Raw genomic sequence first — 23221 nt, 5'->3', positions numbered from 1 at the left:
ACCGCTCTCACCCCGCTATCCGTACCGTCGTGTTGGCGCCCCAGATCGCGAGGCTCAGGAAGAAGTCCAGGACGTTGATGGCGACGATCGAGGTCCGCACCGCCCGGCCCACCGCGACGCCGACACCGGCCGGGCCGCCGGTCGCGTGGTAGCCGTAGTAGCAGTGCACCAGGATGATCAGCAGGGCGAAGACGATCACCTTGCCGAAGGACCAGAAGACGTCGACGGGCGGCAGGTACTGGTGGAAGTAGTGGTCGTACGTGCCGGTCGACTGCCCGTAGTAGCCGGTGGTGATGGTGCGGGCGGCCAGGTACGAGGACAGCAGCCCGATCACGTACAGCGGGATCACCGCGACGAAGCCGGCGATCATCCGCGTCGTCACCAGGAACGGCAGCGACGGGACGCCCATCACCTCCAGCGCGTCGGTCTCCTCGCTGATCCGCATCGCACCGAGCTGCGCGGTGAACCCGGCGCCGACCGTCGCGGACAGGGCGAGTCCGGCCACCAGCGGGGCGATCTCCCGGGTGTTGAAGTACGCCGACAGGAACGCCACGAAGTTGGAGGTGCCGAGCTGGTTGAGGGCCGCGTAGCCCTGGAGGCCGACCTCGGTGCCGGTGAAGAAGGACAGGAACGCGATCACGCCGACCGTGCCGCCGACGACGGCGAGCGCGCCGCGTCCGAAGCTCACCTCGGCGAGCAGCCGCAGGATCTCCTTCTTGTAGCGGCGCAGGGTCCGGCCCGTCCAAGCCAACGAGCGTCCGTAGAAGGACAGTTGGGTGCCCAGCTCTTCGAGTGAGCGCAAGGGGCGATCGAGGAGTTGTTGCGGTCTCATCGGCTAACCCCTCTGCGGGACTACCTGGAAGTACACGGCAGTCATCACGAAGTTGGTCACGAACAGCAACATGAAGGTGATCACCACGGACTGGTTGACGGCATCGCCCACGCCCTTAGGACCGCCTTGCGCCGTCAGACCCTTGTACGAGGCGACGATCGCCGCGATGGCCCCGAACACCAGCGCCTTGATCTCCGCCGCCCACAGGTCGGACAGCTGGGCGAGGGTGGTGAAGGACGCCAGGTAGGCGCCCGGCGTCCCGTGCTGGAGGACGACGTTGAAGAAGTAGCCGCCCGCGACACCGACCACCGAGACGAGACCGTTGAGCAGCACGGCCACGACCATCGACGCCAGCACCCGCGGTACGACGAGCCGGTGGATCGGGTCGATGCCGAGCACCTGCATCGCGTCGATCTCGTCCCGGATCTTGCGCGCCCCGAGGTCCGCGCAGATCGCCGTGCCGCCCGCGCCCGCGATCAGCAGCGCGGTGACGATCGGCGAGGCCTCCCGCAGCACGGCGAGCACGGACGCGGCACCGGAGAAGGACTGCGCGCCCAACTGCCGGGTCAGGCTGCCGATCTGCAGCGCGATGACCGCCCCGAAGGGGATCGAGACCAGAGCCGTCGGCAGGATCGTGACGCTCGCGACGAACCACGCCTGCTGGATGAACTCCCTCGCCTGGAAGGGCCGTCGGGGGAGGGACCGGACGACGTCCAGCGCCATCGCGAAGAGGTTGCCCGAGTGCCGGAGCGCACCCGTCGGGGAGAGCCTCATGTGCCCGTCACCCCCGTCCCGTGCAGCTCTGCCTCGCGTCTCGCGATCGCCTCCCAGCGGGGCGGGCGGGTGATGCCGGGGCTGGGGAGCAGGCGGGGAGTCAGCGCATCGGCCGGGCCGCCCTCGTCGATCTGGGCCAGCTCCTGCTCGACCTGGGCCGCGTCCTTCTCCTCCGCCATGCCGATCGGCCCCTGCATCCGGCCGTTCAGGAACTGCCGTACGACGGGCTCGTCACTGGCCAGCAGCTCCTCGCGGGGCCCGAACATCACCAGCTCGCGCCGGAACAGCAGCCCGATGTTGTCCGGGACCTGGCGGGCCGAGGCGATGTCGTGGGTGACGATCAGGAAGGTCGCGTCGATCTGTGCGTTGAGGTCGACGATGAGCTGATTGAGGTAGGCCACGCGGACCGGGTCCAGGCCCGAGTCCGGCTCGTCGAACAGGATGATCTCCGGGTCGAGGACCAGGGCACGGGCGAGCCCGGCCCGCTTGCGCATACCGCCGGAGATCTCGCCGGGCAGCTTCCCCTCGGCGCCGATCAGCCCGACCATGTCCATCTTTTCGAGGACGATCCGCTTGATCTCGCTCTCGGACCTGCGGGTGTGCTCGCGCAGCGGGAAGGCGATGTTGTCGTAGAGGTTCATCGAGCCGAACAGCGCGCCGTCCTGGAACAGCACGCCGAACAGCTTCCGCACCTCGTACAGGTCGTGCTCGCGCAGGCGGGTGATGTCCCGGCCCGCGACCTTCACCGAGCCCCGCTCCGGCTTCAGCAGCCCCACGAGCGTCTTGAGGAACACCGACTTGCCCGTCCCCGAGGGGCCGAGCATCACCGAGACCTCCCCGGCGGGCAGCGTCAGCGAGACGTCCCGCCAGATGACCTGGTGGCCGAAGGACTTGGTCAGCCCTTCCACACAGATCTCGACACCCATCCGGTTCCACCCTTCGCCCGTGGAGCAGCTCCGACATCTGCTCTACGGGGAGGGGAGGGGCGTCCGTCGCGGCGGACGAAGAGTTTTTGCGGACGCGTGTACGGGGCTACGGCAGCTTCGGCGACGGCGTGCGCGAAGGCGTCCTCGGGGCGGGGACGGAGAGCGGAGCGACCGGTACGGCCGAGGCCGGGGGAAGCGACGGGACCGACGAGGCGGCCGACCTCGTCGGCAGGTCCGGCACCGCGGTCGGCAGGTCCGGCACGGCGGTCGGCAGGTCCGGCACGGCGGTCGGCAGGCCCGGCACCTGCGGCACCTCGGGCACCTGCGGCACCGACAGCTCCGGGAGCGGGAACGTGGACACCTCCGGCAGGGATGGCACCGGCACCCGCAGCGGCAGGGACGTTCCCCCGGTGGGTGAGGGCGTCCGGCCCCAAGTCCCGGGCGCCGAGGGCGAGGGGGCGGCGGGCGTCCTGGGGGCGCGCCCCCGGCCCGCGGCCTCGCCGCCCAGGACCTGCGCGTCGCTGGATATGGCCGGCCGCGGCGCCGGACCGTTCCCGTTTCCGCCCCTGTCGAGCGCGTACGGCAGCACGAACCCCGCCACCACCAGGGTCGCCGCAGTCGAGGTGACCGCGACCGCCTGGGCATTGCCGCCCCCGCGCAGCCGCCCGCGCCCGACCAGGAACAGCACCAGCCCGAGCGTCCCGGCCAGCGAGGCGCGCAGCGTCCGACGGGCCCGGGCGAGCAGCGACTCGACGGTCCGGTAGCTGAGCCCCATCCGCACCGCGACCTGGCTCACGTCCAGGTCCTCGGACCTCAGCCGAAGCGCCTCCGCCTGCCGGGCGGGCAGCTCACCGCTGCGCACGGCGAGCCACTTGGCCTCGGCCCGGTCGCACACCGCCTCCTCGACGGGTACCGGGCCCGGCGCGACGAGTGTGGGGCGGCTGCCCACCTCGGCCTCGCGGTTGACCTGCCGGTGCCGGTCGACGCACAGCCGCATCGTCACCGTCGTCAGCCAGGCGCCGAGCCGCTCGTCGTCGAGGTCCGGGCGCTCCGCGGCCCGCAGCATCGCCTCGTGAACGGCGTCCTCGGCGTCCTCCTGGCTCATGGACCGCCGCCGGGCCACCTTGAGCAGTTGCTCGCGATGGCTCCACATGCGCTGCCAACGCTCGTCGGCGGCCGCGGTGTCCGCAGGCATGTCCGTCGCCATGAGGGCCCCTTCGCACTCACCCGCCGGTCCTGTGCTTCCGACGCTGGCGACATTACCGCCGAGTAGGGCAGTTGTGGAGGGGGGAGACGCCCATCTTGTTTCAGCCGTTGCCGGTGGTCAGCGGCCCCGCATCCGGCAGCACACCGCCGCCGGGCAGTGTGAGGGTCGGTTCGGGGAGGGGAACCAGCGGCGTCCCGGACTCCTTCGGGAGGCCGGCCTTGGGTGACGGGCTGGGGGAGGACGAGGTGGGCGGCGTCGACGGCGTGCGCCAAGGACCGGGGACCGGCTTCCGGTCGTCCGACGGCTTCGGCGGCGAGGGCTTCGGCCTCTTCGGGCGGGACGGCTTCGGCCGGTCCGGCCGGGATCCGTCGGAGGCGTCCGGCACCACGCGGTGTCCGGTCAGGTAGTACGCGTACCACGCCTTGACGGTGCGCAGATAGGCGTCCAAGTGGTTGTAGCCCAGGATCGCCCGGTCCAGGTCGGCGGGGTTCGACAGGTCCCGGCCGCCCGCGCACAGGTAGCGGCCGGCGGCGAGCGCCGCGTCGTGGACGTTGTTCGGGTCCGTCCGTCCGTCGCCGTTGCCGTCCGCTCCCCAGCGGGCCCAGGTGGACGGGATGAACTGCATCGGGCCGACCGCGCGGTCGTACACCGCGTCCCCGTCGTACGCGCCGCCGTCGGTGTCCGCCACGACGGCGTAGGCGCCGCCGGTCAGCCGCGGGCCGAGGACGGGCGTCACGGTCGTACCGTCCCGGGTCACCCGGCCGCCCCGTGCCTGCCCGGACTCCACCTGGCCGATCGCGGCCAGCAGCTGCCAGCGCAGCCGGCAGCGCGGCGCGCTGCGCGCCAGCTCCTCCTCGGCACGCCGGTACGCGGCGAACACGCTCGCGGGCAGGGCGCCGCCGCCCGTCACTTCCTGTGCCGAGCCCTTCTTCCGCGTCCGCAGCGGGGGAAGACCGGTGCGGTACCGGGTGTCGCCGGACACGCTGAGGCCGTGCTCGGCGGGTGCCGCCCTCCGCGCGGGCTCCGCGGCCTCGGCCGAGACCGCCCTCGGCGCCTGCGACGCGGTCAGCACGGCCATCGCCGCCGCCGCGATCGCCGTACCCCTGGCACCCCTCAGTGCCCCCTTGAGCGCACGCGCTGTCACTGTGCAGCCCCCTCCGTGGGTGAATCCGTCGTCTGCTCTACGCGGCCGGAGGGCAGGTCCGTCGCGCGGAACCGGGGGGATCGGGCGGGCGCCTCTTCGGGAGCGGGGCACGCATGTGTGTCCGTCAACTGACGTGCGGTGGGCGCGGATCGAGCCGTTGCTCCCGGACCGGACGCCGAGGCGGGGTGGCCGGTGGCGGGATCACCGCGAGGTGATCGACGTGATCGCCTTCGAGTTTCAGACCGGGACGCAGTGGGTTCATCTGCCGGAGAAGTACGGCAACTGGCGGGGCGTCTGCAACCGGTGCGGATCAGGGCCGTCGACGGCACTTGGGAGCGAGTGTTCACCGCGCTGATGGCCCAGGCCGACGCGGACGAAGACCTCTACTGGGCTGTCTCGGTGGACTCCACGATCGGGCGGGCTCACCAGCACGCGGCCGGGGCCCGCAAAAAGGGGCCCCGGCCGGCGAACCGGACGACCATGCCATCGGCCGGGCCCGCGACGGACCGACCGTCCTCACCGCTGGCCGGCGCCCCTCGTCGTTCAGTGGCCCCGGCTGAGTTCGCCGCCGCGACCGGCAGGCGTACTTTTGAAATCAGGCAAGGGCGACTCCCCGATCGGAACGTCCAGGCCGCGGTGGAAGCCGCGAGGGCGCATGCGAGATCTTCGGGCGGCCTGAGGGTCCGGGCCAGGCCCTGGACCACGGATGCGAACGGGGTGCGTACTCACACGGCAGGCGCGGAGGGGTCATGGCCGAGCTCGGTAAGGCGGGCAACCCGCCGAACCCTGCCGCCGTGCTGCGCGAGCCCGCACGGCTGGCCGCCGTGGACGCCGTCCGCGCGGTCGACGAGCTGACCGTGGACGCCTTCGCCCGTTCCGTGGGCCTGGCCGCACGGCTGCTGGACACCCGTATGGCGCTGATCAGTCTGGCCGGTGCGGACCAGCAGTTCATCCAGGGCGGGATCGGTGGAGCCGTACCGCGGCACGGGGAGCAGGAGCGAGTCGACTGGGGCTTCTGCTCCGAGGTGGTCGTGTCGGGCCGGCCGCTGGTCATCGACGACGTCCGGAACGACTCCGAGCACCGGTCCGACCTCGCGGTCGCCGCCACCGGCATGCGCGCGTACCTGGGCGTGCCGCTGCTGTTGGAGGAGCTGCCGATCGGCGTGATGTACGTGATCGACACCAGGCCGCGGCTGTGGGACACGGAGCAGCAGCGGGCCCTTGAGCAACTGGGCGTTTCGGTGATGAGCGAGATCCAGTTGCGGCTGGACGCGGCCGAACGCGGTCGGCTCTACGAGAAGGCCGCGGCTGCCGCCGCGGTCGAGCACAGACGTTCCCAGCAGTTGCAGGATCTGGCGCGGGCAAGTCTGCGGATCAACGCCGCGCCGTCACTGGAATTCGCCCTCCAGACGGTCACCGAGGAGGCCAGGGCACTGGTGGGCACGCACCAGTCGGTCACCAGCATGACCACGAACCTGCGCTGGGCCCAGGCGATCAACGCGGTCTCCCTGTCGGACAAGTACGGCGAGTACCGCTTCTTCGACGCGCCCCCGGTCGGAGAGGGGATCTATGTCCTGGTGTGCAGGGACAACCGGCCGATGCGGATGACCCAGGACGAGTTGGAGGCCCATCCGGCCTGGCGGGGCTTCGGCTCCTACGCCGCGGTTCATCCGCCGATGCGCGGTTGGCTGGCCGTCCCGCTGATCGGCACCGACGGTCGCAACCTGGGTCTGATCCAGCTTTCCGACAAGCAGGACGGCAGCGACTTCACGGCCGACGACGAGGCGATCCTCGTCCAGCTCGCCCAGCTGGCCTCCGCGAGCATCGATAAGGCCGCGGCACTGGAGAACCAGTACGAGATCGCTCGTACCCTGCAGAGCAGTCTGCTGCCGCAGCAACTGCCCGAGCACTCGGCGGTGTCGGCCGCCTCCCGATACCTGCCCGCCGCACCCCGCGCCGGGGTGGGCGGTGACTGGTTCGACGTGATCGGGCTCTCCGGTGCCCGGGTCGCGCTGGTGGTCGGGGACGTGGTCGGACACGGCATCCACGCCGCCGCGGCCATGGGCAGGCTGCGTACGGCCGTGCGCACCCTCGCCGATGTCGATCCCACCCCGGAGGAGCTGCTCACCCGGTTGGACGACCTGGTGAGCCGGCAGTTCGCGGAATCGGGGGCCGACGACGGTGCCGACCCGGCACGCGGAGGCGCCGTGGATGTCGGAACCACCTGCCTGTACGCGGTGTACGACCCGGTGGCCGGGCGTTGCTCCCTGGCCGGTGCCGGCCATCCGGCGCCCATCGTCGTGGCCCCGGACGGCAGCGCCGACTTCCTCGACCTGCCCTCCGGGCCGCCGCTCGGTGTCGGCGGCGTGCCGTTCGAGACGGTGGAGACGGAGGTGCCGGAGGGCAGTCTGCTCGCCTTCTACACCGACGGCCTGGTCGTGTCCCGGCAGCGCGACCTGGAAGCGGGGCTGGAAGAACTGCGCCAGGCGCTGACCGAGCCGTGCGACTCACTGGAAGCGCTGTGCGACCACGTGGTCAAGGCGCTGCTGCCCGATCCCCCGGCCGACGACGCCGCACTGCTCCTCGTCCGGCCGCACGGCCTGGACGAGACGCGGGTCGCCACCTGGGACATCGCCGCGGAACCGGCAGAAGTGGCCCGGATCCGCGCTCGGACCGCTCGCCTGCTGGCGGCATGGGGTCTGGAGGAGATCGGCTTCGTGACCGAGTTGGTGGTGAGCGAGCTGGTCACCAACGCCATCCGCTACGGCCAGCCCCCCATACAGATGCGGCTCATCTACGACCGGACGCTCATCTGCGAGGTCTCCGACGCCAGCAGTACCGCCCCGCACCTGTACCAGGCCCGCATCTTCGACGAGGGCGGACGCGGCCTGATGATGGTCGCCAAGCTCACCCAGCGCTGGGGCACCCGCCACTCCCGCGACGGCAAGACCATCTGGTGCGAGCAGGCCCTGCCCGTGGAGGGCGCGCCTGTGGAGGGCCTGCCTGGGGAGGGCCTGTCTTTGGATGACCTGCTGCCGCCCGAGTCACAGCAGTAGCCCGGCCTTTTCGTGTCCTTTTGTGTTCGGGGTGTCGGCGTCCGGGGTGTCGGCGTGCCCGGCCGGGCCGCCCGCCGTGATCCGTACGTGATCGGGGGGCCGTGGTCTCACCGCCCGGCTGTGGCATGCGCGGGACGCGCGGACAAGGGCGGGGGACGGTCATGACGTCTCGGCGCGCGGCGATACCGGCGCCGGCCGGGGGTCTGCTGACAACGGTGCTGCTGTGGTGGGCGGGGGCGAGTGCGCAGGCGCTGCACCTGGCGGGCACCGCCGACGCGATCGCCGGCCGGACCGCCGCCGAGCTCGAACACCGGCTCATCCCCCTGGTCGTACGACCCTCCGGACGTCGTACGGTTCGGTGCCGGGGCGTCCGACTGGGTCAACGGCACGCCCGAGCCGGACGGAGCCCGCTACCTGGCGCTCCATCACACCGCGCTGCAGATCCGTTTCGGCACGGTGTTCGCCTTCTTCGTGCCCGGGGCGCTGCACCTGGTCCGCAGGCTGCCGCCGGTGCACGGCCGGCTGCCCGCCACGCTGCCCGCGGTGTGGACCTGGGGTCTGGTGGCGGGGACCCTGGCGGTGACCGTCTCCGCGCCGTGGGCGATCGCCTGAAGGTTCACCGGCTCGCGACGCCCGGCACGGCACCTCGCCGCGTTGTCGCATCACCCGAGCACGTCCAGTACGCGGGCGACGCTCCGCCTTGCGATGCTCCCCCACTGCCTGAAGGGCGTGGGAGGTGCCCCCGGCACCGGACGCCGCGAGCTTCCCGGCAAACCTTCCCGGTCACAGCACCAGCGGCCTGTCCGCCGCGTCGGGCGTCGCACCCTTACGGAGGAACGGGGGGCGCCGGGGCTTTCGCCGCGGAGTGCCCCCGTGGAGTGCTCCGTGCCCCCGGGGAGAGGGCACGGAGGGGGTTCAGCGCACCGCGCGGGCGTGCGTACGCTCGAAGACGGCGAAGGCCGCCTCCTGGCGCCACTCGAGTTCCGCCCTGGGGCTGCCGGACAGCAGGCGCCGACAGGCCGGGGTCCGTACGGGCAGGCCGGGGCGTTCACCACGGCAGGCGCGCACGACCCGGTAGCCCGCGGTGCTGGGATCGCCCCGCCACAGGCTCGCACCGGGCAGGAATGCGTACTGGAGCGAGGCGCGCGCGAGGTCCTTCAGCTCGGGGTAGGAAAGGCCGTAGGTCGTGGCGGCGTACTGGTACTCGTGGCTGATGTCGATCCGGGAAACGCCGGGATCGTCGGTGGCCAGCACGATGGGGACGCCGTGGCGGCGATACGTGGTGAAGGGGTGGTCGGCGGCCTTCACGCCGAGGATCTGGGCGTTGCTGGTGAAGGGCACTTCGACGGCGACCTGGCGGGCGGCCATGGTGCGGGCCGTGCTCTGCCAGCGGTCCTCGTGGACAAGGTCGACGCCGTGCCCGACGCGCTCGGTGCGTGCGACGTCCACGGCCTCCGCGATGTGGAACCTCAGGTCTTGCGGTTTGACCAGTCCGGGCCACAACTCGCCAGCATGCAGGGTGACATGGGCCTTCGGATACTGGCCGCGCAGATAACGGACCATGCGCATCTGGAGGCTGTAGTCGCGCAGTGCTGCGTCCCCGTCCTCCGGCTGGACGAGGTTGACCGCGACGAAGCGCGGGTCGCGCTCGGCCAGCCGCATGCCCAGGGCGAGTTGGGTGAAGACCCGCTCCGGGGCGCTGCCCCGGGAGGCCTGGGAGACCCAGCGGACGGTGAGCCGGCAGCCGGGCCGGGCCCGGTGGGTGCCGCAGCGCTCGGTCGCGCTGAACTCGGCGTCGCCGTCGTCGGCCTCCTTGCGGGCCGCGGCGACCAGCCTGTCCAGCTTGCCGCCGGCCACCAACTTGCGGTGCAGGGCAGCGAGATCGTCGTCCCAGCCGACCTCGGCGGCCAGCTGTTTCGCGCCGTCGGAGGCAGGGGTGACCATGGTCTCCAGATAGAACTGGTTCTGGCCCGCGACGTGGTCGGCGACCTGGGCGAGCAGCTTGCCCCGGTGCCGCCAGGTCACCTCGCCGAACTTCCCGAAGGTGTCGAAGAAGTGGTCGTGGCCGTTGCGGCCGGGCGGGAAGTCCTCCATGGACCAGGCGCGAACCAGCGCGTCGTGGAAGGCGCGATCGGCCCGGGCGTCCGCCGCGGGCCGGGTGCCCGGACGGCACGGCGGCGCGACGGCGGTCAGCGTCGCGGTCTCGACGCACAGCCCGTCCTCGGCGGCCAGCTCGATCAGGTACTCCGTGGACACCGCGCCGGAGAGGTGGTTGTGCAGGTCCCCGCCCTTGGGCAGCCTCACGAAGAAGCCGCGCAGCGGCACGGGCCGGGCGCGCAGCGATCTCAGGTAGGCGTCCGTACGGGCCTCCGCGACCGTCGCCGGCCTGGACTGAGGCACGGCACGCGACGGCAGCCCGTCGGCGGCCTGTTGCGCGCCGCCGGTCTGTTGCGCGCCAGCGGCGGGCTGCGCGCCGGCGGACAGGGCGGACAGGAGGGACAGGGCCAGGAGGGAGCCCACGGCGGCCGGAACGGCCCGGCGGCGTGCGGAACTTCGGCGTTGCATGCTCACTCGGGCATGATCGGGGAACACACGCGGCCGAACCGGTTCTCCCGGACGTCTTTCGCCGGACAGTACCCGACCGGGTGACCGCGCGGAATTCCGCGGACGTCACCCGGGCGGCTGACGGACTCACGGCGTGGGGTGCGGTTTTCGTGCCGGTTCCGGAAGGGTTGCGGTGAGGCGGGGTAAGAGGACGCAGAGTGATGCAGGGCCGGAGCAACCGGCGCCGCCGAGGCGACATCCTGGTGAACGAGGGGCGCCGTGCGGGCGCCGTTGTCGTCGGACGGGATGAGGGCCGTGGTGGAGCCGAGGATCGCTGTCGCGGTGGTGACCATGGGCAACCGGCCTGCCGAGGTCGACGCCCTGCTGGAGTCCGTGGCCAAGCAGGATCTGGCGCCCGCGCGCATCGTCATCGTCGGCAACGGGTGCCGGCTGCCGGAGTTCGCCCGCAGGCTTTCCCTGCCCGGCGAGGTCACGGCGGTCGAACTCGAAGAGAACCTCGGCTGTCCCGGCGGGCGCAATGCCGCCCTGGCCCGGCTGCGGGAGTTCGGGGACGTCGACGTGGTCGTGGAGCTGGACGACGACGGGCTCCTGGTCGACGCCGACGTGTTGCGCCGGGTACGGGACCTGTACGCCGCCGACCCGCGCCTCGGCATCGTCGGCTTCCGCATCGCCGACGAGTACGGCGAGACCCAGCAGCGGCACGTGCCGCGGATCGGCGGGTCGGACCCGATGCGGGGCGGGTACGTCACCGGGTTCCTCGGCGGCGGGCACGCGCTGCGGACGGCGATGCTGGAGCAGACCGGGGACTGGCCCGCGGAGTTCTTCTTCGCGCACGAGGAGACCGACCTGGCCTGGCGTGCCGCCGACGCCGGCTGGAAGATCCTCTACGCGCCCGAGCTGCTCCTGCGGCACCCGAAGACCTCGCCCGCCCGGCACGCCATCTACTACCGGGTCACCGCCCGCAACCGGGTCTGGCTGGTCCGGCGGCGGCTGCCGCTCCCGCTCATTCCGGTCCACCTCGGCGTGTGGACGCTGCTCACCCTGGCGCGGACCCGTTCGCTCGCCGGGCTGCGGGCGTGGATCAGCGGGTTTGCGGAGGGGTTGCGCGAGTCCGCGGGGGAGCGGCGGCCCATGCGCTGGCGGACCGTCTGGCGGCTGACCCGGCTCGGCCGGCCGCCGGTCGTCTGACCCGCCGGACCGCGGTCGGCTCACGTCCCGCCCTCGCGCTCACTTCGCGTCGGCGTAGCACTCCACCACCGCCGTAGTGAACGGAAACCGCACCGGGGTGTCGCCGAACGTCAGCCGTCCCGCCAGCTCCGCGGCCTGCCGGATCGCTTCGACGACCGTGTCCGCCTCCTCCTTCGGGCAGTGCACGATCACCTCGTCGTGCTGGAAGAAGACCAGCTCGGCCGCCGTTTCCCGGCAGGTGCGGCGCAGCGCGGCGAGCAGCAGCAGGGCCCAGTCGGCGGCGCTGCCCTGCACGACGAAGTTGCGGGCGAAGCGGCCTCGGGCGCGGGAGTCGGTGGAGGCGTACCCCGGCATCCACCCCTGGTCGGCGGGTGGTGCGGCGGCCGGGTCGTCCTGCGGGAGGCCCGCCTCCCCGGTCGCGTCCTCGGTCGTCCCGGCGGCCGGGGGACACGTACGGCCCAGCCAGGTCCGTACGAGCCGGCCCTCCTCACCGGCCCGCGCGGCGTCGTCGACGTACGCCACCGCCTTCGGGAAGCGGCGTCTGAGGGCGGCGAGGTTCTTCAGGCCGTCGCCGGAGGTCTGCCCGTAGACCGCGCCGAGCACGGCGAGTTTCGCCTGGGCGCGGTCGCCGGAGAAGGCCCGGTCGGACACCGACTGGTAGAGGTCGGCGTCCCGGCCCGCCACCTCCATCAGCCCCGGGTCGCGGGAGATGGCCGCCAGCACCCGCGGCTCCATCTGGGCGGCGTCGGCCACGACCAGCCGCCAGCCGGGGTCGGCCACCACGGCCCTGCGGATGACCTTGGGGATCTGGAGCGCGCCCCCGCCGTTGGTCACCCAGCGGCCGGTGACCGTGCCGCCGGCGAGGAACTCCGGCCTGAACCGCCCCTCCCGCACCCAGTCCTGGAGCCAGGACCAGCCGTGGGCGACCCGGATCCGGTACAGCCTCTTGTACTCCAGCAGGGGTTCGACGGCCGGGTGGTCGACGGACTGGAGCTCCCAGCGGCGGGTGGACTTCACCCTGATCCCGGCCCGGGCGAAGGCCTTGATCACATCGGCGGGCAGATCCGGCCGCACCCGGTGGCCGAAGGCCGCGGACACCTCGTCCGCGAGCTCGGCCAGGCGGCGGGGCTCGCCGCCGCCCGCGTACCGCTCGCCGAGCAGTTCGTGCAGCACCTGGCGGTGCACGTCCGCGCGCCAGGGCAGGCCCGCGCGGTTCATCTCGGCCGCCACCAGCGTGCCCGCCGACTCGGCGGCGGTCAGCAGGCGCATACGGTCCGGGTGCTCGGCTCGTTCGTGCCGCCGCTGCTGCTCGGCGTAGACCGTGATCAGGTCCGCCAGCGGCAGGCGCACGCCCTGCGGCTCGAAGAGCGAGGACTGCGCGCCGGGTTCGGCGGACCGGTGCGGCGGGTCCGGCGGTACGGGGCCGCCGCGCAGCCGGGCCAGGGCGGCGGCGGCCGAGCGCGGCTCGCCGTGGCGCCCCTCGTGGCCGAGGAGGAGCGTCTCGGCGTCCTCGATGTCGTAGCACCGCTCCACCCGCACGCCCGCGGCGAGCAGGCGTGGATAGACCTCGGCGGTGGACCGCCACACCCATCGGGTGACGTCCGGTCTGCCGCGGACCGCCTCCGCGAGGTCCGCGGCACGGTGCACCGGACCGGCGGGCAGGCCGTCCCGGCCGAGGGGGGCGACCTCGGCGCCGCCGTCCTCGGCCGGTGCCAGAGCCCACCGGTCGGTCATGTCGGCGAGTGTCGCAGGCGGGTCTGACAACGGGCTCCGGCCCGCCGCTCAGGAGGGCGGGTCGTCGGGCGGTCAGCCGTCCTGTCCGCCGTCGTGCGGCTCCTGGTCCTCGTCCTGCCGGGCGCGGTCCTTCACCAGTTCCGCCAGGGCCGCCGCGACGTACTCCTCGGCGCGTGCCTTGTCCAGGCCGACGCCGCTGAGGACGCCCTCGCCGTTCTCCAGCTCCAGCAGGGCCAGCAGGATGTGCTCGGTGCCGATGTAGTTGTGGCCGAGGCGCAGGGCCTCGCGGAAGGTGAGTTCCAGGGCCTTCTTGGCGGCCGAGCCGTACGGGACCAGCTCGGGAGCCTCGGCGGACGCCGGCGGCAGGGCGGCGGTCGCGGCCTCGCGGACGGTGTCCAGGGTGACGCCCTGGGCGTCGATGGCCTGCGCGGCCATGGCCTCGGGTTCGGTGAGCAGCCCGAGAACCAGGTGCGCGGGCGTTCCTTCGGCGCTCCTGGCGGCCTTGGCCTCCTCGTGGGCGGCCATGACGACCTTGCGGGCGCGGGGCGTGTAGCGGCTGAAGCCCTGGCTGGGATCGAGGTCGGCCGACTCCTTGGGCACGAACCGCTTCTGCGCGGCCTGCCGGGTGACGCCCATGCTCCTGCCGATGTCGGTCCAGGAGGCGCCGGAGCGCCGGGCCTGGTCGACGAAGTGCCCGATGAGGTGGTCCGCCACCTCGCCGAGGTGCTCGGCGGCGAGTACGGCGTCCTGAAGCTGTTCGAGGGGTTCCTGGTGGACCGTCTTGATGGCCGAGATGAGGTCGTCCAGACGGACGCTCGACCTGATGGCGGGGTTCGTCATGTGTCAACCGTAGGTTGCGCCCACCAGCGTGTCAACCTCGAGTTGACACGCTTGAGGTCCCCGGGAGCACTCTGGGAACGCGTCTGTCCACAGGGTGTGGACAGAGTCGCGCGCGCCTCATGGCACGATCGACCGGTGAGTACGTCCAGCACCGTCGAGCGCGCCTTCCGGGCCGCCCTGTACGCACCCTCCGACGACGCCCTCGACACCGGCGCCTCCCTGCTGGCGGCCGACCCCGTGGCGGACGCCGAACTCCTTCGGCGCGGGCGGGAGTTCGTGGCGACGGCGTGGCAGCGCGGCTGGCAGCCCGCCGATGTCGCGCGGATCGTCGGGCGGGAGCTCGACGAGGTCCATGTGCGGCTGCTCGCGGCGCTCGTCCGTGCGCAGGCGGTCGACGACCGGCCGCGCGGCCCGCGCTGGGCCGCCCAGCTCGACGGACTGCCGCCCGGAAAGGCGCCCCGCACCGACCGTTTCTCGCACGCCACCGCCCTCCTGGAGCTCTACCGCCTGCTGCTGCGGCTCCCCGCGCTCGAACCTCTGGACGAGTCCGCGCCCGCGTCCCGGACCGAGTCCCGCATGCTCACCCGGATCCGGGCGCTGCTCGCCAAGGCGGAGGCGACCGGATATCCGGAGGAGGCCGAGGCGCTGAGCGCGAAGGCGCAGGAGCTGATGGCGCGGCACAGCGTCGACGAGGCGCTGCTCGCCGCCCGCGCCCCGGCGCCCGACGCTCCCGGCGCCTGTCGGATCGGTGTCGAGCCGCCGTACGAACAGGCCAAGGCCGTGCTGCTGGACGCCGTCGCCACCGCGAACCACTGCCGCGCCGTGTGGAACGAGGCCCTCGGTTTCTCCACCGTCGTCGGTTTCGAGGCCGACCTGGAGGTGGTCGAGCTGCTCTACGCCTCGCTGCTGGTCCAGGCCACGACCGCGATGAGCAGGGCGGAGGCCGCCCAGCGGGCGGGCGGGCGCAGGCGCACCAAGACCTTCCGGCAGTCCTTCCTCGCCGCCTACGCCCACCGCGTCGGCGCCCGCCTCGCGGCCGCCGCCGAGACCCAGGTGACCGCGGACCTGCTGCCCGTCCTGGCGACCCGGGACGTGGCGGTCACCGACCGCGTGGACCGCATGTTCCCGGAGACGACCACCACCCGCCTGCGCGGGGTGAGCGACACGGCGGGCTGGACGGAGGGTGCCCGGGCGGCGGACCGGGCCCAGGTGAAGTCCCGCCCGCCACTCGGCTGACGCGCCGCGCCACCTGCGTGGACGGCGTCGCGGTCAGTCGCCGGCCTGCTGGAAGGCCGTCACCGACGCGTCCGGGTCGCCCGCGTTGTCCTTGCCCTGGACCGGGCCGTAGGACCACGGGAAATCCTGGCTGTCGGCGGCTCCGGGCAGACTGAGCTTCAGCGACGTCACCGCGAGGCTCTTGGCGGCGCCGCGCCACCTGCGTGGACGGCGTCGCGGTCAGTCGCCGGCCTGCTGGAAGGCCGTCACCGACGCGTCCGGGTCGCCCGCGTTGTCCTTGCCCTGGACCGGGCCGTAGGACCACGGGAAATCCTGGCTGTCGGCGGCTCCGGGCAGACTGAGCTTCAGCGACGTCACCGCGAGGCTCTTGGCGTCGCCCTCCTTGCCCCGTACGTAGGTGAGGGTGAAGGACGCCGTGTCGTCCTTGGCGAGCGTGAGCTTCCCCGGCTTGCCGGACTTGTCCTGCGGGACGGTCGCCGTGGCCTTGCCGGCGGACAGGGTGACGCCCGGGAAGCCCTCCAGGGTGCACCGGGCACCCCGGTTGGTGACGGTGACGGGCACATTGCCCGTGTCCCCGGCGGCGGGCGCGGCGTTGGCGGGGCCGACCTGAACCCCGAGCTCGCCGGTCCGGCAGGCCGTGCCGTCGGTGTTCTTGTCCCCGGAGCCGGTGTCGCTGCCGCCGCTGTCGCAGGCGGTGAGCAGGAGGGCCGCGGTGAGGGCGGTGACGGTGATCGGAATGGCGCGCATGAACTGGTCCCTTGGATCGTGACGATGCCCGAGGATCATCACGCACGAGCGCGCGGCGCGGTTGCCCGCCCCGCGACCGGCCCCGCGAACGTCAGGAGCCCAGGCTCGCCGTTGGCAGGCCCGACGGTAGTGCCCCGCCCGTCGACCGGGTGTACGTCTCCGCGCCGAGACCACCCTCCCAGGTAACGCGGAGCGTGGTCTTGTTGACGGAGCCCACCGTGCCGGTCGTACGGGCCCTGCACGCGTCGAGGTGGATCACGTGCCTCGCGCCCTCCTCGACCGCCGTTCCGGTGCAGATGGTCCGGTCGGTCGAGAAGAGCGCTGCCTGCTTGCCGGTGACGATCAGGACCACGGCCTTGCCGCCGGTGGTGGCGAGCCAACTCCCCTCGACACCGTCGCTCCTGGCGGTCGAACCGCCCGTCCCGCCGCCGTCATCGTCGCTCGCGCTCGCGCTCGCGCCGGGGGTGGCGGAGGCCTTGCCCTTGGCGTCGGAGCCGCCGCTGTCGCACCCGGTGAGCGCAAGCGCGCCGAGCAGGCCCACGGCCGCGATCCGCGTCGCCGCGCCCGCCCCCGTTGCCGCCGCCGTCCTGGTCCCCGTGGTCGTCGGAAAGCCCCCAAGCTCTGACCGGTCGGCCGCCCGGCGGCCGGTACGACCGCAGCAAGCTACCAGGACCGGGCGCTGCCAGGAGGCCTTTCGGACCCCGGCCGGATGCCCGGCGTGCGCCTGCTCCCGCAGGCTCATCCGGGACAGGCCGAAGGTGCGCAGGTAACCGCGTCAAGGACGCCGCGGGAGATGGCGCGGCTGCCGTACTCCGGCCGCCGACCCGGTCGGCGACGGCGCACGGACGCTATAGGTAGGAGTTTCCCTACGGTTGACACGTAGGGAAACTCCTACCTAATGTCGTCTCCATGAACATCACTCACACCTCCTTCGTCACCCTCCCCGTCAGCGACCAGGACCGCGCGCTGCGCTTCTACACGGACGTCCTCGGCTTCGAGACGGTCGCCGACCGGGACATGCCCCAGGGGCGATGGCTCCAGGTGGCACCCGCCGGCGCGCAGACGGTCTTCACGCTCTCCGGGCCGGACATGGGGGGTTTCGAGCCCGGTTCGGCACGGGGGATCATGTTGGTCACGACCGATGTCGACGCCGACTGCGCGCGGCTCGCGCAGGCGGGCGTCTCCGTGCAGGGCCCGGACGACCTGCCCTGGGGCCGCATGGCATCCTTCGCGGACCCCGACGGCAACGGTCTGATGCTGCTGACCGAGAAGGAAGGTTTCTGACCGCCGCCATGGACGGGACGAGCACCGAATGAACGGGACGGGTGCCGCCGCGGAGGACCGCGTCTTCGCCGCGCTCGCCAACGCCACCCGCCGCGAGGTGCTGCGGCTGCTGCGCGAGGAGGGGCCCCAGCCCGTCCAGGACCTGGCCGACCGCTTCGCCATGCGCCGCCCCAGCCTCTCGGAACACCTCAAGGTGCTCCGGGATGCCGGCCTCGTCTCCGAGCAGCGCTCCGGACGGCAGCGCATCTACCGCCTGGAGGCGGCCCCGCTGGCCGAGGTGCAGGACTGGCTCCACCCGTACGAGCGGTTCTGGCGCGGCCGGATGAAGGAACTCGGCGCGCTGCTGGACCGTATGCCCGACGACGACCCCATCTGAGCACCGACCCTTGCGGTGACCGCACCCGAACACGGGCCCATGCGGCGACCGCACCCGAGCACCGACCCCCACGGCGACCGCACATGAGCACCGACCCCCACGACGACCTCACCACGATCCGTGTCGACCACTTCTACCCGCATCCGCCCGCCAAGGTCTGGCGGGCCCTCACCGAGCCCACGCTGCTCGCGCAGTGGCAGATGCCGGGTGCCGCGGACTTCCGTCTCGAGGTCGGCCACCGCTACCGGATGACGTCCGTCCCGCGGCCGAACTCCAACTTCTCCGGCGTCGTCGACGTGGAGGTTCTCGCCTACGACGCAAAACGGATGCTGTCCGTCCGCTGGAGGGACGCCGATCCGGCCAATCCCGCGGACTGGACGCTCACATGGACGTTGGAACAGGAGGGCCGCGGTACGCGTCTCTTCCTGGTGCACGAGGGATTCGATCCGGACGATCCGGCACAGATGACGGCGCGGAAGATCATGGACGGGGGTTGGCGCTCGCATGTCCTGCGCGTTCTGGGGCAGACGCTCGACCGGCTCGGGTGAAGCGGACGTCAGGGCTGTAACCGCTGAACCACTCCCCGTGCACGTGCATCTGCTCGAGCATCTGCATGTGAAGAGGGCTATGATCCCGATCAGTTGACCGATGCATCAATGGCCACACCAGCCAGGTGCACCACCGGGGAGCGACCTGTGGACCACGACGTTGAGGGCGGGTACGGGGGCGACGTGTACAACGGCATGGCGGCCACACGGCTGCGCGGGGTGGCCTGGCAGAAGAGCCGGCACAGCAACTCGCAGGGCTCCTGCGTGGAGTTCGCGCGACTGCCGGGCGGAGACGTGGCGGTGCGCAACTCCCGCTTCCCCGACGGTCCCGCGCTCGTCTACACGCGCGCGGAGATCGAGGCGATGCTGCTGGGCGTCAAGGACGGGGAGTTCGACCACCTGATAGCGGGCTGACGTGCCCTCCAGCGGGGTGCGCGACTCGGGGCGATCGGTGCACAGTGCACGGTAACGCGCGTAGAACCGCGGCGTCGAAGAAGGCCGCCGTTCGTCATTCGGCGGGCGGCAGCCGGAAGAGCGCCCAGACCACCTTGCCGTTCAGGCTGCCGGTCAGCGGGTGCCAGCCCCAGCTGTCGCTGAAGGAGTCGACGAGGAAGAGGCCGCGGCCCGACTCCGCCGAGAAGTCGTCCGTCTCGCGGGCGACCGGGCTTTCCCGGCTGGGGTCGCGCACGGCGCACACCAGCCGCCCCGTCCACTTCAGCAGGTGCAGCCGCACGGGCGGGTCGTGGTCGCACGAGTGCTCCGGCGACGGCGTCGGCAGGCCGTGCCGCAGGGCGTTGGTGACCAGCTCGGAGACCACCAGGCAGACGTCCTCGAACCGGTCGCCCAGTTCCCACCGGTCGAGCGCCGTGCGGGTGAACTGCCTTGCCTCGCGCACCGCTTCGTAGCGGGCGGGCAGTGCGCAGGAGGCGGCGCTGGACACGGCCGCGGGATCCAGCGGGGGAAGGCCCTGCCGTAACGGCTCGAGCATGGTCGATCCATTCGTCCCCATGCGAGGCACTCCCGGTAATCCGCGGTCGTTGCGATGCAGCGGTGGCGCGAGACCATGGTTTCGGATGCGCACATCAGATGCAAGGGCAGATGCACGTGCACGCGACCGAATTGGACCTCCCCGTACCGCTTACTGGCCATTTTTTCCGCCATCTTCCCGTCATTCGACGGTCTCCTGCCCGGCTCCCGCCGTCCGGATTCCTTGATCTCTTTCCGTTTCCGTAATCACGCGAGTACAGCTCGGAGTGAATTAGTGGCAGACTGCGGCCCTTGAAGACGGTTGGGGAGGCTGGCGAACGTGAGCGCGGGAGAGCCCGGATCGGTGGTGCGGCGCATGCTGCTCGGCTCGCAACTCAGGCGACTGCGTGAAGCGCGGGGCATCACGCGCGAGGCTGCCGGGTACTCGATCCGCGCCTCGGAATCGAAGATCAGCCGGATGGAGTTGGGCCGGGTGAGCTTCAAGACCCGAGACGTGGAAGACCTGTTGACGCTGTACGGCATCACGGACGAGGCGGAGCGCACCTCGCTGCTCTCCCTTGCCAAGGAGGCCAACGTCGCGGGCTGGTGGCACAGTTACTCCGACGTCCTGCCCAGCTGGTTCCCCACCTATGTGGGACTGGAGGGCGCGGCGTCGCTGATCCGCGTCTACGAGGTGCAGTTCGTGCACGGGCTGCTCCAGACCGAGGCGTACGCCCGGGCGGTGGTCCGGCGCGGTATGCAGGACGCGAGCGAGGCCGACGTGGAACGGCGGGTGGCGCTGCGCATGGAGCGGCAGAAGTACCTCGTCTCCGAGAACGCGCCCGACCTCCACATCGTCCTCGACGAGGCCGCCCTGCGCCGCCCCTACGGCGACCGCGACGTGACGCGCGGGCAGTTGCAGCACCTGATCGAGATCTCCGAGCGGCCCAACGTACGGCTGCAGATCATGCCGTTCAGCTTCGGCGGGCACGCCGGCGAGTCCGGGGCCTTCACCATCCTGAGCTTCCCCGAGTCCGACCTGTCGGACGTGGTCTACCTGGAGCAGCTCACCAGCGCCCTCTACCTGGACAAGCCCGAGGACGTCGCCCAGTACGAGAGGACGCTGGAGGAACTCCAGCACGACGGACCCGGCCCGGACGAGAGCCGCGACCTGTTGCGCGGGCTGCTCCAGCTCTCGTAGGGACCCCCCCGGAAACCCGTATCGAACGCCCAACTCTGCTCCCTCGCAAGTAGGATGACGCCTGATCAGACCATGAAGAAGTGATCGGGGGTTGATCGGGCTCCGACTGCTTCGACCGTCTCGCAGCAGGGGATCGAGGGAGCACATGGCGTCCTACTTCACCGACCTGGCCCAGCAGTACATCGACGGGGAGTGGCGCCCCGGGACCGGCTCCTGGGACATCATCGACTTCAACCCCTACGACGGGGAGAGGCTGGCCTCGATCACCATAGCCACGGTCGACGAGGTGGATCAGGCCTACCGCGCGGCCGCCCGCGCCCAGAAGGAGTGGGCCGCGACCAACGCCTACGCCCGCCGGGCCGTCTTCGAGAAGGCGCTGCGGCTGGTCGAGGAGCGGGAGCCGGAGATCACCGACGTGATCATCGCCGAGCTCGGCGGCACCCGTCTGAAGGCCGCTTTCGAGCTGCACCTCGCCAAGGAGTTCCTGCGCGAGTCGATCCACCTGGCGATGCGCCCGGAGGGGAAGATCCTGCCCTCCCCGGTCGACGGCAAGGAGAACCGCGTCTACCGGGTGCCGGCCGGTGTCGTGGGCGTCATCAGCCCCTTCAACTTCCCCTTCCTGCTCTCCCTGAAGTCGGTCGCCCCGGCGCTCGCCCTCGGCAACGCCGTGGTGCTCAAGCCGCACCAGGACACCCCGGTGACCGGCGGCTCCCTGGTCGCGAAGATCTTCGAGGACGCGGGGCTGCCGGCCGGTCTGCTGAACGTCGTCATCACGGACATAGCCGAGATCGGCGACGCCTTCATCGAGCACCCCGTCCCCAAGGTCATCTCCTTCACCGGCTCCGACAAGGTCGGCCGGCACGTCGCCACCGTCTGCGCCTCCCACTTCAAGCGCTCGGTGCTGGAACTCGGCGGCAACAGCGCGGTCGTGGTCCTGGACGACGCCGATCTCGACTACGCGGTCGAGGCGGCCGTCTTCAGCCGGTACGTCCACCAGGGCCAGGTCTGCATGGCCGCGAACCGGATCATGGTGGACCGCTCGGTCGCCGAGGAGTTCACCGGGAAGTTCGTCGCCAAGGTCAGGTCGCTGAAGGCCGGCGACCCGCGCGACCCGGAGACCGTCATCGGCCCGGTGATCAACTCCACCCAGGCGAACGCGGTTTCGGGCGCCGTGGAGCAGGCGATCGCCGAGGGGGCCACGGCCCTGCTGCGCGGCACCACCACCGACAACCTCGTCGAGCCGTCGGTCCTGACGAACCTGCCCGCCGACTCCTCCCTGCTCCGTCAGGAGGTCTTCGGCCCGGTCGCCTTCGTCATCCCGTTCGACGGCGAGGAGGAGGCGGTCCGGATCGTCAACGACACCCCCTACGGCCTCAGCGGCGCCGTCCACACGGCGGACGTCGAGCGCGGTGTCGCCTTCGCCAAGCGGATCGACACGGGCATGTTCCACGTGAACGACGGCACCGTCCACGACGAGCCGCTCGTCCCCTTCGGCGGCGAGAAGCACTCCGGCATCGGCCGGCTGAACGGCGAGACGACCCTGGACGCCTTCACCACGCTGAAGTGGATCTCGGTCCAGCACGGCCGGAGCGGCTTCCCGTTCTAGCTCTAACCTGGGGTCCATGTCAGCGATCCGTCTCCTCGTGCTGGGCGCCGTCCGCCAGCACGGGCGGGCCCACGGCTACCAGGTGCGCGGCGACCTGGAGTACTGGGGCGCGCACGAGTGGTCCAACGCCAAGCCCGGCTCCATCTACCACGCCCTGAAACAGATGGCCGGGCAAGGACTGCTGCACGCGCACGAGACCGCTCCGTCCACGGCCGGCGGCCCGCCCCGCACCGAGTACGAGATCACCGACGCCGGCACCGAGGAGTACTTCCGGCTGCTGCGGGAGGCCCTGGTCGCCTACGGCCAGAAGGCGGACGTCCAGTCCGCGGCCATCGGCTTCCTCGTCGACCTGCCCAGGGACGAGGCGATCGCCCTGCTCGAGGAGCGGATCCGGCGGATCGAGGAGTGGCGGACGGCCGTCACCGAGCACTACGTTCCCGAGGACGGCCCCGAACAGCTCGGCCACATCGGCGAGATCATGAACCTGTGGGTCCACACGGCCGACTCCGACGCCATGTGGACCCGGGGACTGATCGGACGCCTCGAACGCGGTGCCTACACCTTCGCCGGCGAGGGCGAGCCGTTCGTCGGCGTCCTGGCCGAAGGCGAGCGCAACCCGTACGCGACGGGCGAGCGGCATCCGGAGGACGACCGCTGAGCCTGCACGACACGGCCCGGGGTCTTTCGTTCGGATCGGGCCGGATCAGGGAGCGGGGTCCGATGCCGGCGGCACCTCCCGGCCCCTTCGGGCAGTGGGGGAGCATCGCGAGGCGGAGGAGGCCGGCAGGGCGGGGCCCTGCCGGCCGACGACAACGCGGCTGGGGGTCCCCTGCTCGAAGAGCTCGGGGGAAGCGGCGCCGGACCCCGCGAGCCCGGCCTGATCCGAACGAGAGGCCCTAGTGCAGCGCCGCATTGATCTTGCGAGGGTTATGCGGCTTTGAGTGGGGTTCCGTCGTAGGTCCAGCGGAACGGTCGGGCCTCGTCGTCGTAG

The 23221-nt window shown here is 71.9% G+C and carries 23 protein-coding genes and 1 pseudogene; 12 read left to right on the top strand and 12 right to left on the bottom strand.

The window, feature by feature from the left end; all coding sequences use genetic code 11:
* Positions 1-7 precede the first annotated feature (7 nt).
* The 5 genes from ACFY4A_RS15405 to ACFY4A_RS15385 all read right to left on the bottom strand — a co-directional run bounded on the left by ACFY4A_RS15405 (position 8) and on the right by ACFY4A_RS15385 (position 4883).
* Positions 8-832: an MlaE family ABC transporter permease gene (locus ACFY4A_RS15405; protein ID WP_390829933.1), complete on the bottom strand. Its 825-nt coding sequence runs from the start codon at positions 830-832 to the stop codon at positions 8-10.
* A 3-nt stretch (positions 833-835) separates the two neighbouring features.
* Complete coding sequence (locus ACFY4A_RS15400) at positions 836-1606, bottom strand: ABC transporter permease (RefSeq protein ID WP_061918911.1); 771 nt, start codon at positions 1604-1606, stop codon at positions 836-838.
* Entirely contained in the window at positions 1603-2532 is a 930-nt protein-coding gene (locus ACFY4A_RS15395; RefSeq protein WP_390829932.1) for an ABC transporter ATP-binding protein, read from the bottom strand. The genes ACFY4A_RS15400 and ACFY4A_RS15395 overlap by 4 nt, the downstream gene beginning before the upstream one ends.
* A 106-nt stretch (positions 2533-2638) precedes the next feature.
* The gene (locus ACFY4A_RS15390; protein ID WP_390829931.1) at positions 2639-3739 is read right to left on the bottom strand and encodes a sigma-70 family RNA polymerase sigma factor; all 1101 of its coding nucleotides are present in this window, start codon (positions 3737-3739) and stop codon (positions 2639-2641) included.
* Positions 3740-3839: 100 nt separating this feature from the next.
* Complete coding sequence (locus ACFY4A_RS15385) at positions 3840-4883, bottom strand: lytic transglycosylase domain-containing protein (RefSeq protein WP_390829930.1); 1044 nt, start codon at positions 4881-4883, stop codon at positions 3840-3842.
* Position 4884: 1 nt separating this feature from the next.
* Here ACFY4A_RS15385 and ACFY4A_RS15380 point away from each other — a divergent pair, with 1 nt between their 5' ends.
* The 3 genes from ACFY4A_RS15380 to ACFY4A_RS15370 all read left to right on the top strand — a co-directional run bounded on the left by ACFY4A_RS15380 (position 4885) and on the right by ACFY4A_RS15370 (position 8551).
* Entirely contained in the window at positions 4885-5238 is a 354-nt protein-coding gene (locus tag ACFY4A_RS15380) for a transposase (protein ID WP_390830050.1), read from the top strand.
* A gap of 394 nt (positions 5239-5632) precedes the next feature.
* The gene (locus ACFY4A_RS15375; RefSeq protein WP_390829929.1) at positions 5633-7939 is read left to right on the top strand and encodes a SpoIIE family protein phosphatase; all 2307 of its coding nucleotides are present in this window, start codon (positions 5633-5635) and stop codon (positions 7937-7939) included.
* Positions 7940-8179: 240 nt separating this feature from the next.
* A complete protein-coding gene (locus ACFY4A_RS15370; protein ID WP_390829928.1) occupies positions 8180-8551 on the top strand; it encodes a hypothetical protein in 372 nt (123 codons plus the stop codon).
* A gap of 303 nt (positions 8552-8854) precedes the next feature.
* On the opposite strand, the gene ACFY4A_RS15365 is transcribed toward ACFY4A_RS15370, so the two are convergent.
* On the bottom strand, positions 8855-10504 hold the full coding sequence (locus ACFY4A_RS15365; RefSeq protein WP_390830049.1) for an adenosine deaminase: 1650 nt from the start codon (positions 10502-10504) through the stop codon (positions 8855-8857).
* 294 nt (positions 10505-10798) lie between these two features.
* Here ACFY4A_RS15365 and ACFY4A_RS15360 point away from each other — a divergent pair, with 294 nt between their 5' ends.
* Entirely contained in the window at positions 10799-11692 is an 894-nt protein-coding gene (locus ACFY4A_RS15360; RefSeq protein ID WP_390829927.1) for a glycosyltransferase family 2 protein, read from the top strand.
* Positions 11693-11731: 39 nt separating this feature from the next.
* On the opposite strand, the gene ACFY4A_RS15355 is transcribed toward ACFY4A_RS15360, so the two are convergent.
* Complete coding sequence (locus ACFY4A_RS15355; protein ID WP_390829926.1) at positions 11732-13426, bottom strand: bifunctional 3'-5' exonuclease/DNA polymerase; 1695 nt, start codon at positions 13424-13426, stop codon at positions 11732-11734.
* A 72-nt stretch (positions 13427-13498) separates the two neighbouring features.
* Positions 13499-14266, bottom strand: coding sequence for a Clp protease N-terminal domain-containing protein (locus tag ACFY4A_RS15350; protein WP_390829925.1), 768 nt, complete (start codon positions 14264-14266; stop codon positions 13499-13501).
* Between the two features lie 135 nt (positions 14267-14401).
* On the opposite strand from ACFY4A_RS15350, the gene ACFY4A_RS15345 reads away from it, so the two are divergent.
* Positions 14402-15502 carry a DUF2786 domain-containing protein gene (locus ACFY4A_RS15345; RefSeq protein WP_390829924.1) on the top strand — a complete coding sequence of 367 codons (1101 nt, stop codon included), beginning with the start codon at positions 14402-14404 and terminating at the stop codon, positions 15500-15502.
* A 33-nt stretch (positions 15503-15535) separates the two neighbouring features.
* Here the strand turns inward: ACFY4A_RS15345 and ACFY4A_RS15340 are convergent, their stop codons facing one another.
* The 3 genes and pseudogenes from ACFY4A_RS15340 to ACFY4A_RS15330 form a co-directional block, all read right to left on the bottom strand.
* Positions 15536-15673: a hypothetical protein gene (locus ACFY4A_RS15340; RefSeq protein WP_390829923.1), complete on the bottom strand. Its 138-nt coding sequence runs from the start codon at positions 15671-15673 to the stop codon at positions 15536-15538.
* Positions 15674-15721: 48 nt separating this feature from the next.
* Positions 15722-16249, bottom strand: coding sequence for a DUF4232 domain-containing protein (locus ACFY4A_RS15335; RefSeq protein ID WP_390829922.1), 528 nt, complete (start codon positions 16247-16249; stop codon positions 15722-15724).
* Between the two features lie 682 nt (positions 16250-16931).
* Positions 16932-17024: pseudogene (locus tag ACFY4A_RS15330) on the bottom strand (30S ribosomal protein S14); the annotation flags it as partial.
* A 134-nt stretch (positions 17025-17158) separates the two neighbouring features.
* On the opposite strand from ACFY4A_RS15330, the gene ACFY4A_RS15325 reads away from it, so the two are divergent.
* From ACFY4A_RS15325 to ACFY4A_RS15310, 4 genes are all read left to right on the top strand, one after another.
* Positions 17159-17533, top strand: a complete 375-nt coding sequence (locus tag ACFY4A_RS15325) for a VOC family protein (protein WP_390829921.1) — start codon at positions 17159-17161, stop codon at positions 17531-17533.
* 28 nt (positions 17534-17561) lie between these two features.
* A complete protein-coding gene (locus tag ACFY4A_RS15320; protein WP_390829920.1) occupies positions 17562-17909 on the top strand; it encodes an ArsR/SmtB family transcription factor in 348 nt (115 codons plus the stop codon).
* Positions 17910-17992: 83 nt separating this feature from the next.
* On the top strand, positions 17993-18457 hold the full coding sequence (locus ACFY4A_RS15315; RefSeq protein WP_390829919.1) for an SRPBCC domain-containing protein: 465 nt from the start codon (positions 17993-17995) through the stop codon (positions 18455-18457).
* 147 nt (positions 18458-18604) lie between these two features.
* A complete protein-coding gene (locus ACFY4A_RS15310; RefSeq protein ID WP_390829918.1) occupies positions 18605-18871 on the top strand; it encodes a DUF397 domain-containing protein in 267 nt (88 codons plus the stop codon).
* A gap of 94 nt (positions 18872-18965) precedes the next feature.
* Here ACFY4A_RS15310 and ACFY4A_RS15305 read toward each other — a convergent pair whose 3' ends face one another.
* Positions 18966-19445 (bottom strand): ATP-binding protein, encoded by a 480-nt coding sequence (locus ACFY4A_RS15305; RefSeq protein WP_390829917.1) that lies wholly within the window; start codon positions 19443-19445, stop codon positions 18966-18968.
* Positions 19446-19799: 354 nt separating this feature from the next.
* On the opposite strand from ACFY4A_RS15305, the gene ACFY4A_RS15300 reads away from it, so the two are divergent.
* The 3 genes from ACFY4A_RS15300 to ACFY4A_RS15290 all read left to right on the top strand — a co-directional run bounded on the left by ACFY4A_RS15300 (position 19800) and on the right by ACFY4A_RS15290 (position 22888).
* Entirely contained in the window at positions 19800-20624 is an 825-nt protein-coding gene (locus ACFY4A_RS15300) for a helix-turn-helix domain-containing protein (protein ID WP_390830048.1), read from the top strand.
* Between the two features lie 145 nt (positions 20625-20769).
* On the top strand, positions 20770-22230 hold the full coding sequence (locus ACFY4A_RS15295) for an aldehyde dehydrogenase family protein (RefSeq protein WP_390829916.1): 1461 nt from the start codon (positions 20770-20772) through the stop codon (positions 22228-22230).
* A gap of 16 nt (positions 22231-22246) precedes the next feature.
* Positions 22247-22888 (top strand): PadR family transcriptional regulator, encoded by a 642-nt coding sequence (locus tag ACFY4A_RS15290; protein WP_390829915.1) that lies wholly within the window; start codon positions 22247-22249, stop codon positions 22886-22888.
* Positions 22889-23221: the final 333 nt, after the last annotated feature.

Origin of the sequence: Streptomyces sp. NPDC001292 (assembly GCF_042896465.1) — a bacterium.
Lineage (GTDB): Bacteria > Actinomycetota > Actinomycetes > Streptomycetales > Streptomycetaceae > Streptomyces.
The sequence above is the reverse complement of the archived record's forward strand: the minus strand, read 5'-3'. Positions and strand labels throughout refer to the sequence as shown.